The 14,062-nt window shown below is 65.9% G+C and carries 11 protein-coding genes and 3 pseudogenes; 10 read left to right on the top strand and 4 right to left on the bottom strand.

The genetic code is table 11. The features are described from left to right. Positions 1–30: 30 nt before the first annotated feature. Together G6N54_RS08550 and G6N54_RS08545 are read left to right on the top strand one after the other, a co-directional pair. Positions 31–1,575, top strand: coding sequence for a DHA2 family efflux MFS transporter permease subunit (locus G6N54_RS08550; RefSeq protein ID WP_163789670.1), 1,545 nt, complete (start codon positions 31–33; stop codon positions 1,573–1,575). 156 nt (positions 1,576–1,731) lie between these two features. Beyond that, positions 1,732–2,094, top strand: a pseudogene (locus G6N54_RS08545) (DprA-like winged helix domain-containing protein); the annotation flags it as partial. Here G6N54_RS08545 and G6N54_RS08540 read toward each other — a convergent pair. Both G6N54_RS08540 and G6N54_RS08535 read right to left on the bottom strand, forming a co-directional pair. Then, complete coding sequence (locus G6N54_RS08540; RefSeq protein WP_163789668.1) at positions 2,087–3,001, bottom strand: beta/alpha barrel domain-containing protein; 915 nt, start codon at positions 2,999–3,001, stop codon at positions 2,087–2,089. The pseudogene G6N54_RS08545 and the gene G6N54_RS08540 overlap by 8 nt on opposite strands. After that, entirely contained in the window at positions 2,998–4,260 is a 1,263-nt protein-coding gene (locus G6N54_RS08535) for a CaiB/BaiF CoA transferase family protein (protein ID WP_163789667.1), read from the bottom strand. The genes G6N54_RS08540 and G6N54_RS08535 overlap by 4 nt, the downstream gene beginning before the upstream one ends. Positions 4,261–4,411: 151 nt before the next feature. Between G6N54_RS08535 and G6N54_RS08530 the strand changes: the two genes are divergently transcribed. From G6N54_RS08530 to G6N54_RS08515, 4 genes are all read left to right on the top strand, one after another. Further along, positions 4,412–5,794, top strand: a complete 1,383-nt coding sequence (locus G6N54_RS08530; RefSeq protein ID WP_197939580.1) for an MFS transporter — start codon at positions 4,412–4,414, stop codon at positions 5,792–5,794. A gap of 16 nt (positions 5,795–5,810) precedes the next feature. Further along, complete coding sequence (locus G6N54_RS08525) at positions 5,811–6,902, top strand: PPE family protein (protein WP_163789666.1); 1,092 nt, start codon at positions 5,811–5,813, stop codon at positions 6,900–6,902. A gap of 69 nt (positions 6,903–6,971) precedes the next feature. Next, positions 6,972–7,271: a PE family protein gene (locus G6N54_RS08520; protein WP_163789665.1), complete on the top strand. Its 300-nt coding sequence runs from the start codon at positions 6,972–6,974 to the stop codon at positions 7,269–7,271. Between the two features lie 10 nt (positions 7,272–7,281). After that, positions 7,282–8,472, top strand: a complete 1,191-nt coding sequence (locus G6N54_RS08515) for a PPE family protein (protein WP_163789664.1) — start codon at positions 7,282–7,284, stop codon at positions 8,470–8,472. Between the two features lies 1 nt (position 8,473). Here the strand turns inward: G6N54_RS08515 and G6N54_RS08510 are convergent, their stop codons facing one another. Continuing rightward, positions 8,474–9,289 (bottom strand): IclR family transcriptional regulator, encoded by an 816-nt coding sequence (locus G6N54_RS08510; RefSeq protein ID WP_163789663.1) that lies wholly within the window; start codon positions 9,287–9,289, stop codon positions 8,474–8,476. A 121-nt stretch (positions 9,290–9,410) separates the two neighbouring features. Here G6N54_RS08510 and G6N54_RS08505 point away from each other — a divergent pair. The 3 genes and pseudogenes from G6N54_RS08505 to G6N54_RS08495 all read left to right on the top strand — a co-directional run bounded on the left by G6N54_RS08505 (position 9,411) and on the right by G6N54_RS08495 (position 12,399). Next, positions 9,411–10,272 (top strand): annotated as a pseudogene (locus G6N54_RS08505) (siderophore-interacting protein). Positions 10,273–10,296: 24 nt separating this feature from the next. Next, positions 10,297–11,469, top strand: a complete 1,173-nt coding sequence (locus G6N54_RS08500) for a lactate 2-monooxygenase (protein WP_163789662.1) — start codon at positions 10,297–10,299, stop codon at positions 11,467–11,469. Positions 11,470–11,502: 33 nt separating this feature from the next. After that, positions 11,503–12,399 (top strand): tyrosine recombinase XerC, encoded by an 897-nt coding sequence (locus G6N54_RS08495; protein WP_163789661.1) that lies wholly within the window; start codon positions 11,503–11,505, stop codon positions 12,397–12,399. 22 nt (positions 12,400–12,421) lie between these two features. On the opposite strand, the pseudogene G6N54_RS08490 reads toward G6N54_RS08495, so the two are convergent. Further along, positions 12,422–12,856 (bottom strand): annotated as a pseudogene (locus G6N54_RS08490) (M23 family metallopeptidase); the annotation flags it as partial. A gap of 353 nt (positions 12,857–13,209) precedes the next feature. Between G6N54_RS08490 and rpsB the strand changes: the two are divergent. Beyond that, a complete protein-coding gene (gene rpsB, locus G6N54_RS08485; RefSeq protein ID WP_163789659.1) occupies positions 13,210–14,052 on the top strand; it encodes a 30S ribosomal protein S2 in 843 nt (280 codons plus the stop codon). The last annotated feature ends 10 nt before the right edge of the window (positions 14,053–14,062 follow it).

Genomic DNA, 14,062 nt, shown 5'->3' with positions numbered 1-14,062 from the left:
TACTGCACCGTGGGGGGGGGGACCTGTCCCATGGTTGTGGAATCAAAAAGTCGTCGGCTGGCATTATGGGTGATGAGCGTCGGCTACTTTATGATTCTGCTTGATTCGAGCGCAGTGGTGGTCGTAATACCGACTATGCTCACAGAATTCCACATAAGTATTGCTCAGGTCGGGTGGGTTTCGAGTGGATACCTAGTCTCGTATGTTGTCTTGATTCTCCCCGGTGGACAATTAGGCGCCCGTTTCGGGCAGCGCAACATCTATCTTGCAGGGCTTTTAATATTGATATTGGCTTCAGTGGGCTGCGGTTTCTCCCACACGTTCACGGCTCTCATCGTGGCTCGTGCTGTTCAAGGCGTTGGTGCCGCGTTGATGGCGCCGCAACCTATGGCGGTCGTGACGCGAATCTTTCCAGCACAGAATCGCGGACCCGCGATTGCATTGTGGGCGACGGTCGGGGGATTAGCGGCTTTTTGCGGTCCGATCGTTGGGGGCGCTATCGTCACTCATCTGGGGTGGCAGTGGGTCTTTCTGATCAACCTGCCGATCGGTGTCATTGCATTCGCACTAGCCGCCGCTTACGTTCCTGTTCTACCGAATTCGTCTCACAATCTCGACATGTTGGGAACGGTCTTCAGTGGAGCCGCAATCGCGCTTGCAGTCTTCGGAATCCAAAACGGGCCGCGGTATCACTGGGCTCGCATCGCCGGCTCCCCCATCACGGTGAGTGAAGTTCTCGCCTTGGGTCTGCTCTTCGCCGCTGTCTTCATCCTTCACCAGTGGAAGTACGCTACCGAACCCCTGATCGCAACGCGGATTTTCAAAGACCGAAATTTCTCTGCGGGACTTACAGCTAATACAATTGGCACGTTTGTCGTCACGTCGTTGGGTATGCCACTGATGCTCTACGCTCAGAACGTACGGGATATGTCGCCCGTCGGTGCCGCGCTATTATTTTTACCGCTGGCCGTTGCCGTCGTTCTGACGGCTCCAATAGTGGGTCGACTTACTTCCAAGATACAACCACGGATTCTCGCAGTAAGTGGATTTAGCGTGATGCTGACGGTGCTGACACTATTGGTAACTGAGCTCGAGCCTACAACTCCGATTTGGGTAATTTGCATACTCACCGCCGTCATGGGTATGGGTACTTCGTTGGCCAGCACATCTGTCGTGACCGTGACCTTACGAAATCTGTCACCAGATCTCGCCGGCACGGGTTCTGGACTGCTCACCGCGGCGGGCTTGTTTTCTGCCGTGTTGGCCAGTGCGTGCATGGCGTCCATCCTTGATGCCATGCTTGGGAGTCAATCCGGGCTTAGCAGTGGTGATCTGGTGCTCGCGGCAGAGCGCATGAGATATGCGCACGGGATTGCGCGGTCGGCCATATTGCCCACAGTCGCCACGTTTTTCGCTACCCTGATATGCCTCAAAATGCACGATTTTCCTGAATTACCAAGCTCTTTCCGATGGATTCGCCGCCGTCAGGGTGACGAGCAACATGCAAGACCATCCGCGGTGAGCGACATGTATTCACCCGACGTCGTGGCGGTCCGCCGCAATCACGAATGCTAGACGGTCATGACGCCTGGATCCTGCCACCGCAGAACACGTGCCTGCAATGCTCAGCGATGCCCGATTTGGCGCTAACCGTGCCGATCCACAATATTTTCCCCCAGATTGGCCACTAGTCGCTGCACGGTTGACGTCGGATATCCGGTTCGGGCACGAGTGACAAGGTCCGCGTCGGTGGGTTGTCACGTGCTGTTGCGCAACGGGGCCGAGCTGGTCACTCGGGCCGACGACATCGTCGAACTCGTCGGCCGCATCGGTGAACTCGCCGTCGAAGAACCTCGGCCCGCGACGGCGTTGGACGGGCTGGGCGAGGCCGAACGTCAGGTGTACGAGGCGTTACCCGGTCGCGGCGCTGCAACGGTCGACGAGATCGCGGTCGGCTCCGGGCTGATGCCCGAGCAGGTGCTCGGACCGCTGGCGATTCTCGAGGTGGCCGGGTTGGCCGAGCGTGACGGTGGGTGCTGGCGAATCGTGCGCACCCGCGACCGAGCGGGGGAGGTGCGGATGCGAGCTACGTGACCCAGGGAAACACATCCACGGAAGACCGCGCGCCCTCGGCAGCGCGGGAGCGGTTCGGCTCGCCGAGTTCGTCCAGGAGTCGCCCACCGGCGGTCACGATGCCGGCGAACACCGGGGGAGTGAGCCACGGGGGTTGCAGCGCGAACAGCAGATCCTCGGTCGACGTGTTGCCGCTTGCCCCCGGGGCGAAAGGACAGCCGCCCAGCCCGCCGAGTGCTCCGTCGACCATCGCGGCGCCCGCTTGGATGGCGGCGATGGTGTTGGCCACCCCCAGGCCCCAGGTGTCGTGCCCGTGGAAGACGATCTGGTGCTGGGGTGCCGCCTCGTGAACGCGCGTGATCAGTTGTCGCACCTGCTCGGGCGTGGCCTGGCCGAGGGTGTCGCACAGCACCACGCTCGAGATGTCCGCCGCGCGGCCGTCGCACACCAGGTCGACGACGCGTTGCGGATTGACCGCTCCGCTGTACGGGCAGGTGAACGCGGTGGCCAGGGACAGCTGCAGCCGGGCGCCGGCGACCGCGGCGAAGTCGACGGCCTCGGGCAGCGCGGCCATGCTCTGCTCGGTGGTGCGCCCGACATTCTCGTAGTTGTGCTGGTCGCTGACCGATAGGCAGTATTCGAGGTTGCGCGCGCCGGCCTCGATTGCCCGGGTGATGCCGCGCGGCGTGGCCGTCCACACCCAACACCGTTGCAGCTCTTCGGGAGTCAGCGCCTCGATGACCTCGAGGGTATTGGCCATCGGCGGCACCTTGTCGGGCCGCGCCATCGCCCCGATCTCCAGGGCGTCGACGCCCGAGTCCAGCAGCACCCGCGCCAGCTCGACTTTCGTGTCCCTGCCGAGCAGCTTGCCGGTCAGCTGTAAGCCGTCACGCAACGTGACGTCGCGCAACCGCACCGTGGTCGTCATCCGGTCAGCTCCTCGATAGTGGAAGGGTCCAGGCTCGGCCCCGCCGCGGCGGCGCCGAGTATCTCTTCGGTGTGCTCCCCGAGATCCGGGCCGAGGGTGCGGATCGCCCGCGCGCCCTCTCCGATCCGCGGCACGATGCCCGGGAACGCCACGTCTGGCAGGAACTCCGTGCCGGTGGACACCGGCAGGTGCTGGATCATGCCCCGCGCCAGGAATTGCGCGTCGGCCTTGATGTCGGCGGCGGTGTTGATCGGACCGGCGGGCACGCCGGCGCCCTCGAGCGCCCACAGTGCCTGGTCCGCGGGCCGCGCGGCGGTCCACGCGCCGATCGCTTCGTCGAGTTGGTCGCGGGCCTGCCAGCGCAGCGCGTTGTTGGCCAGTCGCGGGCTCTCGGCGAGATCGGCACGGCCGATCAGGTTCATCAACCGGCGGAAGATGCCGTCGCCATTGCCGGCGATCACCACCCAGCGCCCATCGCCGCACTGGTAGGCATTCGACGGGGCGATCCCCTCCATGCGCCCACCGCTTCGGGTACGTGTGACGTGGTAGGCGTCGTACTCCGGGACCAGCGATTCCATCACCGAGAAGATCGCTTCGGTCAGCGCGACGTCCACGGTGCGGTCGGCCACCGACGTGAGACGTCCCGCGACACGGTCCTTCTGGCGTTGATGCAACGCGACCAGCGCGCCGAACGCGGCGTAGATGCCCGCGATGGAGTCGCCGATGGACACGCCCGTGCGTGCCGGTGGACGATCCGGTTCGCCGGTGAGCCCGCGCAGACCTGCCATCGCTTCGGCCACCGCGGCGAAACCCGGCTGGTGCCGTCGCGGTCCGGTCTGCCCGTAGGCCGACACCCGCACGATGATCAGGTCGGGGTTCTCCGCGGCGAGCTCGTCCGGGCCGATGCCCCACCGTTCCAGGGTCCCCGGGCGGAAATTCTCCAGCACGATGTCACAGCTGCGGGCCAATTCCCGCACGATCTGCTGACCCCGCTCGCTCCTGAGGTCGACCACCACCGACTTCTTGTTGCGGTTGATAGTGCGAAACAGCATGGAGGTGGTGCCCGAGTACAGCCGCCAGGTGCGCAGCTCGTCACCGGTTTCCGGCCGCTCGATCTTGATGACCTCGGCACCGAAATCGGCCAGTAGCCGCCCCGCAGTGGAGGCGGCGATGTAATTGCCCAGCTCGAGGACGCGTACCCGGTCGAGCGGTCCGTTGGCATTGTTCACTGGATTCCTCCTGTAACCCACATCGTGCATTGCTACCCACAATATGGCAAGACCCGCTTCCATCCCGTGATCGGAGCCGCTACAGTCGGACAGTGTTGCTTGGCTCACAATGCAAGTAACAAACCACTTTGTAAGAGCTGTCGCCAAAGCGGCGGGCTCTCGACGACGAGAGGCTCAGGGAATGACCGCATCGCCGATCTCGGCAGTGACCATCGACTCTGTCGGCGCGCAATTGGATCGCCTGCCGGTTGGGGCGGTGCACCGCAAGGTCGTCGTCGCGGTCGGGCTCGGCCTGTTCTTCGAGATGTACGAGATCTTTTTGTCCAGCACCCTGAGCGCCACGCTCAGTCACGACTTCGGCGTCCGGGGTACCGCGCTCAAGCTGGTGCTGGCGTCGTCCTTCATCGGCATGTTCATCGGTGCGGCGGTTTTCGGTCGGCTCGCCGACGGGATAGGTCGCCGCAAAGCGTTCTTGGTCGGGCTCAGCTGGTTTTCGGCCTTCTCCCTGGCGGGTGCATTCGCGCCGAATCCGGCGTTCTTGGTGCTCGCACGATTCCTGGCCGGTGTCGGGATCGGCGCGGTGTATCCGGTGGCCGACTCCTACTTGGCCGACGTCCTGCCCAAAGAAAACCGGGGCCGGATGGCGTCGTATGCCTACACCTGTTCATTTCTGGCTGTGCCCTTCGCCGCGTTTTTGGCGTGGTGGTTGACCCGGCACTCGCCGCTGGGCATCGCGGGTTGGCGCTGGCTGCTGGCCCTGGGTGGCGGCGGCGCCGTGATCGTGTTCGTCCTCAACCGCTGGTTGCCCGAGTCGCCGCGCTGGCTGGCGTCGGTGGGAAGACTCGAGGAGGCGCAGCGGGCATTGAACATCTTTGCTGCCGGATCGAATCTGCTTGCGGCGCAATCAAATAATCCTCCCGGCGCCTCCCGTGCCGGCGTCGGGAGACCGGCACAATCGGCGTTGGCGCAACTGCGCCGTGCCCCCTACAACCGCCGGGTGGCGATGCTGACGGTGTTCCACATGTTTCAGACCTACGGCTACTACGGCTTTGGCACCCTGGCCGCGCTGGTGCTGGTCAGCCGGGGCTACGACCTCACGCCCTCAATGTTGTTCAGCGCGTGGTCGTTTGTGGGGTATCCCATCGGCTCCCTGATGGCGATCCCGCTGCTGGCGAGATTCGAACGCAAGTTCCTGCTCGTGGGCTCGATCGTGGCAGTCGCGGTGTTCGGCCTTTTGTTCGCGACGCAGTCCTCGGTTGCCCTGATCGTCGCGTTCGGCTTCTTGACCACCGCGACGAGCAACGTCTTCTCCAACGTGTATCACGTCTATCAGGCGGAAATTTTCCCGACCACCGTGCGCGCCACGGCCGTCGGGTGGACTTACTCTTTGTCCCGATTATCCAGTGGCGCTGCGCCTTTCGTGTTGATTCCGATTCTCGAGCACTACGGTGCGGGGGCCATGTTCACCGTGGTGGCAACGGCGCTGGCCGTCGTCATCGCCGCCGTCCTCGCGCTGGGGCCGCGCACATCGCGACGCAGCCTCGAGGAGATCAACCCGGTATGAGTGCCCAGGAGTAGCGGTGTTCGACTACTGCGCGTTGCCGCCGGAAATCAACTCGGCCCGAATGTATGCCGGAGCGGGATCCGGACCCATGATGGCCGCGGCCGCGGCCTGGGACTACCTGGCGGCCGAACTGGCTTCGAGCGCTTCCGGCTACTCATCGATGACGACCGAGTTGACCTCTTCGTCGTGGTTCGGCCCGGCAGCGAGATCCATGCTGGCCGCGGCTACTCGTTATATCTCGTGGCTGAGCGCTGCGGCCGGGCTGGCGGAACAGACGAGCGCCCAGGCACGGGCCGTCGCGTCGGCGTTCGAGGCGGCCTTTGCGATGACGGTCCCTCCGCCGGTGATCGCCGAAAACCGCGCGCGATTGATGCTGCTTGTCGCGACAAACTTTTTCGGTAAGAACAGCGCGGCGATCGTGGCGACCGAGGCGAGCTATGCCGAGATGTGGGCGCAGGACGCCGTCGCCATGAACGGCTATGCCGGCTTGGCGGAGAGTGCTTCGCAGCTCATCCCCTTCACCGAGCCGACCCAGACCACCGACCAAGCCGGGCTGGCCCAACAGCAAGCCGCGGTCGGTGAGGCCGCGGCCGTAGCGGCGGGGACTGACGCACCGCCGGCGACGCAGACGTCGATCAACGACATCGTCAATACCTTGTCCAGCCAGATAAAAGGACTGCTGTTCGGTCCTCTGGACGTCATCTACTGGCCGATGATCTATGTGGGTTCCCTGATCTTCTCGCAGATAGGCGCGCTGTGGCCCGAGCATCTCGCCGGCGCGACCGCAGCCGGCTTGGCCGCTACGCCCGCCCTCGCGGCACCGGTCAACCTCGGGGGTGGGCTGATCTCGGCGAACCTGGCTTCGTCAATCAAGGTCGGCTCGTTATCGGTTCCAGCGAGCTGGTCCGCGACAGCGCCCAAGGCGGCAGAAGAAGAGTCCATCGCCGCGGCGATCCGCCTCGAGGGTGTCAGCGGGCCGTCGAACGGACCAGAGGCACTACTTCGCCAAATGGCGTCGGCTCGCGGCAGACGTGACCGCGGCGGCTTGCCGCCCCGCGAATACGGATTTCTCCCCCGCTTTACCACCCGCCCACCATCGGCCGGATAACGCCATGGTGGGCAACAGAATTCGAAACGAGGCTCGTCGAGCCGAAAGATTATTGAGTAAGGAGATCACATGTCCTTTGTTACTGCGCAACCGGAAGCGTTGGCGGCAGCGGCTGGTGCATTGCGGGCTATCGGCTCCGCGCTGGCGGCTCGGAATGCGGCGGCTGCGCCGCCGACCACGGGGGTGATTCCCGCTGCCGCAGACCGCGTGTCGATACTGACCGCGGCGCAGTTCGCCGCCCACGGACAGCTGTATCAGCAGGTCAGTACGCAGGCGATGGCGATTCACGAGATGTTTGTCAACGCATTGGATTTCAGCTCGGAATCGTACGCGGCTACCGAGGCCGCCAACGTGATCGCAGCTGGTTAAGGGGTTCGTGATGCTTGACTTTGGGGCGTTACCACCGGAGATCAATTCGGAGCTGATGTACGCGGGTGCGGGCTCGGCGTCGATGACGGGGGCGGCTTCTGAGTGGAATACTCTTGCCGCTGAGCTGAATTCGGCTGCCGTAGCCTACGACAGGGTGGTGAACACGTTGTCGAGCGAGGAGTGGTTGGGGCAGGCTTCGGCATCGATGGCCGAGGCCGTCACCCCTTACGTGGAATGGATGAGAACCACTGCCGCTGCGGCTGAGCATGCGGCCAGTCAAGCCATGTCCGCCGCGTCGGCCTTCGAAACGGCGCATGCCACGATCGTGCCGCCGCCGGTGATCGCCGCCAATCGTGTCCACCTGGCGCAGCAGATGGCCACCAACGTACTGGGCCAAAACACCGCGCAGATAGCGGCTTTGGAAGCCCAGTACGAGGTCATGTGGTCCATCGACTCCGCGACCATGTACAACTATGCGGGCCGATCCGCGAACACCTCGGCGGTCAAACCGTTTACCTCGGCACCCCAGATGACCAACCCGGCCGGTACCGGAAACCAGGAGTCCGCGGTCACCAAGGCCACGGGCACGTCGGCGGGGACCGCGCAAAACGCGTTGCACAGCAGGATGAGCAAGATCACGTCGGCGTTGGAAAAGCTGTCCACCGGTATGCAGGCTGCCGCACCGGCTGATGATCCGGTGAAGGACGCGCTGACCTCGGGCCCGCTGGGATGGCTGGGTGATCTCTTCACCTTCTACGCGCCGTTTTCCACCACGTTCTACAACACGGAGGGCCTGCCCTTCTTCTCCGCCGGCATCGCCAACACCTTTATGACGATCGCAAAGTCCTCTGGCGCGCTTGGGGGAGCGGCTGCGGCTGCCGTGCCCGCCGCCATACCCGCTTCGACCCCAGCGTTAATCGGTGGTGGCAGTGTGGTTTCCGCGGGGCTTGGCACCGCGGGCACGGTCGGGCGCTTGTCGGTTCCGCCGCTCTGGTCGAACGGCAGCGTGGTGGGAGCGGAGCACGCCGCGGCGCCGCTTGCTGCGATCAGCAATATCCGGGAGGCGCCGGATGCGGGCTTCGGAGGAGGAAACGTGATCGGTGGCCTGCCACCCGCCGGTGGGGGAGACGGCGGAGGACTCCGGACCCCCAGATACGGTCTGAAGCCCACCGTGATGGCACGCCCGCCGTTCGCGGGCTAGCTCAATACGGCAGTCGACCACCGAGCGTGCGCGTCACCTGGTCGGCGGCACCAACAACGTTGTCGGCCCACAGTTCCGCGAGCTCGGCGGAGAACCGGAAGCTGGGCCCGCTGATCATCAGCGCACCCAATACCCGAGCATGCGAATCGAACACCGGGGCCGCCACGCCGGTGGCACCCTCGTCGCGTTCACCGCTGGTGATCGCGAAGCCCATCCGCCGCGTCTGCTCGACCTTGGTGCGCAACAACTCTGGATCGACGACCGTCGCATCGGTGAACCGGACCAACTCGGACGCCAGCACCTCTTCCAATGCCTTGTCGTCCCAGGCCATCAGGACCCGGCCCGCCGAGCCGACGTAGAGCGGAATGATCTTGCCGACGTGCATCTCGCGGCGGATTCCGTGGCGGCTCTCGGCGATGGCGACGCACACCCGGAAATGTCCCTCGCGCCGGAAGAAGCACGCCGTCTCACCGCTGGCGTCGCGCAACGATTCCAGTGCCGGTGACACCGCGTCCAGCAAGCCCATGCTGCTTGTGACCGGCGCCGCCCAGTACGCGATGCGAGCCCCGATCCGGAAGCGATCGCCCACCCGGTCGAGAAATTCCTCGGCCACCAGATTGGCCACCAGCCGCTGCACCGTCGACGTCGGATAACCCGTTCGAGCCCGAATCTCGCCGAGCGTCAGCTCGGGCTCGGACAATGTGAAGGCATCCATGATGCCGCGAATCTTCGCCAGCACCAGCAACGGCTTCACGCCGCCGGACAGCGTCCGCGACGGCGCCAACGGCGGAATGTCCAGACCCTCGGCCTCGCTCATGCCCCCATTGTCACGGTATCGGCGGCCATTACGGTGCATTTGCGCACCGCGGTGGCGGCCGACCTGCGGCGACGACCCGACTCGTATAGTCGGCTGGGGCCGGGGCGGAACAGGAGGGCACGTGGCAGGTCGACCACTTCAACGTTTCGAAGTCGTCGGTACCCAACAAATCACGCCGCACATGAAGCGGGTGACGTTGGGGAGCAGTCAGTTCGACACCTTTGTGCCGAGCAACTTCACCGACTCCTACGTCAAGTTGGTGTTCGTCGCCGACGACATCGACGTGGCAGGCCGGGTTGCCCCAGCCGCTGACCCAGGACAGCTTCGCGGTCTTGCCCCCGGAGAAACGGCCCTCGGTCCGGACCATCACCGTGCGCAAGGTCGACGCCGCGGCCTGCCAGATCTCGCTAGACATCGTGGTGCACGGCGAGCACGGCGTGGCGGGTGTCTGGGCGGCCAAGGCTCAACCCGGTCAGGTGATCTATTTGATGGGTCCCGGCGGTGCCTACACGCCCGACCCCGCGGCCGATTGGCATTTGCTGGCCGGTGACGAGTCGGCGCTGCCGGCCATCGCCACCGCGCTGGAAGCGTTGCCCTCCAATGCGATTGGTAAGGCGTTCATCGAAGTGGCCGGCCCCGACGACCAGATCGAGTTGGTCGCGCCGGAAGGTGTGCAGGTCAACTGGATTTACCGCGGGGGCCGTGCCGATCTGGTGGGCGATGATCGCGCCGGCGATTTCGCGCCGCTGATCGAGGCGGTCACCACCACGCTGTGGCTGCCCGGACAGGTGCACGTCTTCATCCACGGCGAGGCCCAAGCGGTCATGCACAATTTGCGGCCCTTCATCCGCAAACAGCGTGGGGTGGACGCCAAGTGGGCGTCGTCGATCTCCGGCTACTGGCGACGCGGCCGCACCGAAGAGACCTTCCGGCAGTGGAAGAAGGAACTCGCCGAAGCGGAGTCGGCAAGCTCGTCAGCCTGAGAGCCGGCTGGCATTCTCGTTTCCATGGCATTCTCACCCCGTTTCGCGGACTACCAGAACGAGATCTACTTCCAGGGCCTGTCCGGCATCGCGCCCAAGCTGCCGATGGCCTTCGCGGAGCTGGAGGCCCGCGCCGAGCAGGCGATGCCGCCGTCGGTGTGGTCCTACGTCACCGGGGGCGCCGGCGACGAACGCACCCAGCGGGCCAACCGGGAGGCTTTCGACCACTGGGGCCTGATTCCGCGCATGTTCGTCGGCGCCGCCGAGCGCGACCTGTCGGTGGAGATGTTCGGTTTGACCCTGCCGTCACCGGTGTTCATGGCGCCGATCGGCGTGATCGGCATCTGTGCGCAAGACGGCCACGGCGACCTGGCCACCGCGCGCGCGGCCGCGGCCACCGGTGTCCCGATGGTCGTCTCCACGCTGACCGCCGACCCGCTGGAACAGGTCGCCGCGCAGTTCGGTGACACCCCCGGCTTCTTCCAGCTGTATACGCCGAAGGATCGCGACCTGGCCGCCAGCCTGGTGCAGCGGGCCGAAGCCGCCGGCTTCAAGGGCATCATCATCACCCTGGACACGTGGATTCCCGGGTGGCGCCCGCGCGACCTGTCCACGGCCAACTTTCCGCAGCTGCGGGGGCTCTGCCTGAGTAACTACACCAGCGATCCGGTGTTTCGCGCCGGCCTGGCGCGCCCGCCCGAAGAGGACCCGCAGGGCACCGTGCTGCAATGGATCACGACCTTCGGAAACCCACTGACCTGGGACGACCTGCCCTGGCTGCGATCGCTGACCAAGCTGCCGATGATCATCAAGGGCATCTGTCACCCCGACGACGCCCGGCGCGCCAAGGACGGTGGCGTCGACGGCATCTACTGCTCCACCCACGGGGGGCGCCAAGCCAACGGCGGCCTGCCCGCGCTGGACTGCCTGCCGGGCGTGGTCGAGGCGGCTGACGGCCTGCCCGTGCTGTTCGACTCCGGGATCCGCAGCGGCGCCGACATCGTCAAGGCGCTGGCGCTGGGCGCCACGGCCGTCGGGGTCGGCCGGCCGTACGCCTACGGGCTGGCGCTCGGCGGCGTCGAGGGCATCGTGCACGTGCTGCGCTCGCTGCTGGCCGAAGCGGACCTGATCATGGCCGTTGACGGCTATCCCGCGCTCAAAGATCTCACCCCGGACACGCTTCGGCGCGTCGGCTAACGAGCGGCGGGCCGCGCCTGCGACGGTGGGGGAGTGCAGGCGATTCTCGAGGAGTTCGACGAGTATCTGGAACTGCAATGCCTGCGTTCCGCGCATACTCGTCGCGCGTATCTGGGCGACGTGCGCTCGTTGTTCGCCTTCCTCGACGAGCGCGGAGCCGCGCTGAAGGATCTGAGCCTGCCGCTGCTGCGGACCTGGCTGTCCAGCGGGGCGGTGGCCGGGGCCGCGCGCACGACGCTGGCGCGGCGCACCTCGGCGGTCAAGACATTCACCGCGTGGGCGCTCCGACGCGGTCTGCTGACCGTCGACCCCGGTGCGCGGCTGCAGGTGCCCAAGGCGCACCGCACGCTGCCGGCGGTGCTGCGTCAGGATCAGGCGCGCGACGCCATGGCCGCCGCAAAATCCGGTGCCGAGCAAGGAGACCCGCTTGCCCTGCGCGACCGGCTGATCGTCGAGATGTTGTACGCCACCGGGATTCGGGTGAGCGAGCTGTGCGGGCTGGACATAGATGACGTCGACACCCGCTATCGGACGGTGCGGGTGCTCGGTAAGGGCAACAAGCAACGCACCGCGCCGTTCGGGGTGCCGGCCGCCGACGCGCTGCAAGCCTGGCTGGCCGACGGGCGTCCGACGCTGGCCACCGCGGATTCCGGGCCGGCGCTGCTGCTGGGCGCGCGGGGCCGTCGGCTCGATGTCCGCCAGGCCCGCACCGTCGTGCACCAGACGATCGCCGCGGTGGACGGCGCGCCTGATATGGGGCCGCATGGGCTGCGGCACAGCGCCGCCACGCATCTGCTCGAAGGCGGGGCCGACCTGCGGGTCGTCCAGGAGCTGCTGGGCCATTCCAGCCTGGCGACCACCCAGCTGTACACCCATGTCGCGGTATCGCGACTGCGGGCCGTGCACGATCAGGCCCATCCGCGCGCCTAGCGTCATGGCCCGCCTAGCCGTCGAGCGGCTTGAGCCGGACCACGGTGGACTTCAGCAGACCGAGCGGATCGACATAGTCGGCGCCCGACGCCGGACCCCACATCGCGCCCCAGTGCAGACACGCCGCGACCTGGCAGCCGCCGTGCCCGGCCATCAGCTCGCCGATTCGCGTCTGCGTCGTCACCTGCTGGCCTGTCCGGACCGCCGCCCGGACGGGCTCGTAGCTGGTGTGCAAGCCGCCGGGGTGAGCCAGCGACACCACCGGGCGTCCGGCCAGCAGCCCGGCGAACACCACGGTCGCGCGGCCCGCGGCATACACCGGTTGACCGGGACGTCCGGCCAGGTCCACCCCGCGGTGCCCGGGCTTCCAGTCGGGCGACGGCGCGTCGAATCCCCGGACGACCGCCGGGGCCGGCCGCAGCGGCCAATCCAACCGGACATCGTCCGCCGCGGTTGGGATTGCGCTGATCAGCGCTAGGTTCAGGTTCAAGCCCACGATCAGCACCGCCCACCGCACCCCACAAGTTCAGCGTGGCTTCGGCGACACGGCTACCCACGTTGGCCCAAGCTGTGCACGCCCGCCGCACTGTGGATACGTGCTGGGGAAAAGCACCAGCTGAGTCGGTGTAAACTGCTGAACGCAGCTCATTCGTGGGCTGACTTCGCGCGTCTGCCCCGCGTCTCCCGTTCCACTAGGAGTTCGCACCGCGTGCCGGGCGGTCCCTTAACAGGGTCCGGCATCGCAGCAGGCGCCAGGGCCTGGCTTCAGCCGATGCCGGGCGACAACCGACATAAAGGAATGGCATCACCATGGCCGTCGTGACCATGAAACAGCTGCTCGACAGCGGCACCCACTTCGGGCACCAGACCCGTCGCTGGAATCCCAAGATGAAGCGGTTCATCTTCACCGACCGCAACGGCATCTACATCATCGACCTGCAGCAGACGCTGACCTTCATCGACCAGGCGTACGAGTTCGTCAAGGAGACCGTCGCCCACGGTGGCAGCGTGCTGTTCGTCGGCACCAAGAAGCAGGCCCAGGAGTCCGTCGCGGCCGAGGCGACCCGCGTCGGCATGCCGTACGTGAACCAGCGCTGGCTGGGCGGCATGCTGACCAACTTCTCCACCGTGCACAAGCGTCTGCAGCGCCTCAAGGAGCTCGAGGCGATGGAGCAGACCGGTGGCTTCGAAGGGCGCACCAAGAAGGAAATCTTGATGCTGACCCGCGAGAAGAACAAGCTGGACCGCAGCCTCGGCGGTATCCGCGACATGGCCAAGGTGCCGTCGGCGATCTGGGTCGTCGACACCAACAAGGAGCACATCGCCGTCGGCGAGGCCCGCAAGCTCGGTATCCCGGTCATCGCGATCCTGGACACCAACTGCGACCCCGACGAGGTCGACTACCCGATCCCGGGCAACGACGACGCGATCCGCTCGGCGGCGCTGCTGACCAAGGTGATCGCCTCCGCGGTCGCCGAGGGCCTGCAGGCGCGTGCCGGTGTCGGCCGCGGCGACGGCAAGCCCGAGGCGGAGGCCGCCGAGCCGCTCGCCGAATGGGAGCAGGAGCTGCTGGCTTCGGCGACCACGACCGCGACCACCACAGCCACCACCGACGCCGTTGGAGCTGCAACCGAAACAACGGAATCCTCGTAGGAAGGCTGAT

Origin of the sequence: Mycobacterium stomatepiae, assembly GCF_010731715.1 — a bacterium.
Lineage (GTDB): Bacteria > Actinomycetota > Actinomycetes > Mycobacteriales > Mycobacteriaceae > Mycobacterium > Mycobacterium stomatepiae.
The sequence above is the reverse complement of the archived record's forward strand: the minus strand, read 5'-3'. Positions and strand labels throughout refer to the sequence as shown.

Bases quoted from the DNA above. Each gene is read 5' to 3' on its own strand.
- G6N54_RS08550 (WP_163789670.1), top strand. From the start codon at position 31: ATGGTTGTGGAATCAAAAAGTCGTCGGCTGGCATTATGGGTGATGAGC.
- G6N54_RS08540 (WP_163789668.1), bottom strand. From the start codon at position 3,001: ATGACGACCACGGTGCGGTTGCGCGACGTCACGTTGCGTGACGGCTTA.
- G6N54_RS08535 (WP_163789667.1), bottom strand. From the start codon at position 4,260: ATGCACGATGTGGGTTACAGGAGGAATCCAGTGAACAATGCCAACGGA.
- G6N54_RS08530 (WP_197939580.1), top strand. From the start codon at position 4,412: ATGACCGCATCGCCGATCTCGGCAGTGACCATCGACTCTGTCGGCGCG.
- G6N54_RS08520 (WP_163789665.1), top strand. From the start codon at position 6,972: ATGTCCTTTGTTACTGCGCAACCGGAAGCGTTGGCGGCAGCGGCTGGT.
- G6N54_RS08515 (WP_163789664.1), top strand. From the start codon at position 7,282: ATGCTTGACTTTGGGGCGTTACCACCGGAGATCAATTCGGAGCTGATG.
- G6N54_RS08510 (WP_163789663.1), bottom strand. From the start codon at position 9,289: ATGAGCGAGGCCGAGGGTCTGGACATTCCGCCGTTGGCGCCGTCGCGG.
- G6N54_RS08500 (WP_163789662.1), top strand. From the start codon at position 10,297: ATGGCATTCTCACCCCGTTTCGCGGACTACCAGAACGAGATCTACTTC.
- rpsB (WP_163789659.1), top strand. From the start codon at position 13,210: ATGGCCGTCGTGACCATGAAACAGCTGCTCGACAGCGGCACCCACTTC.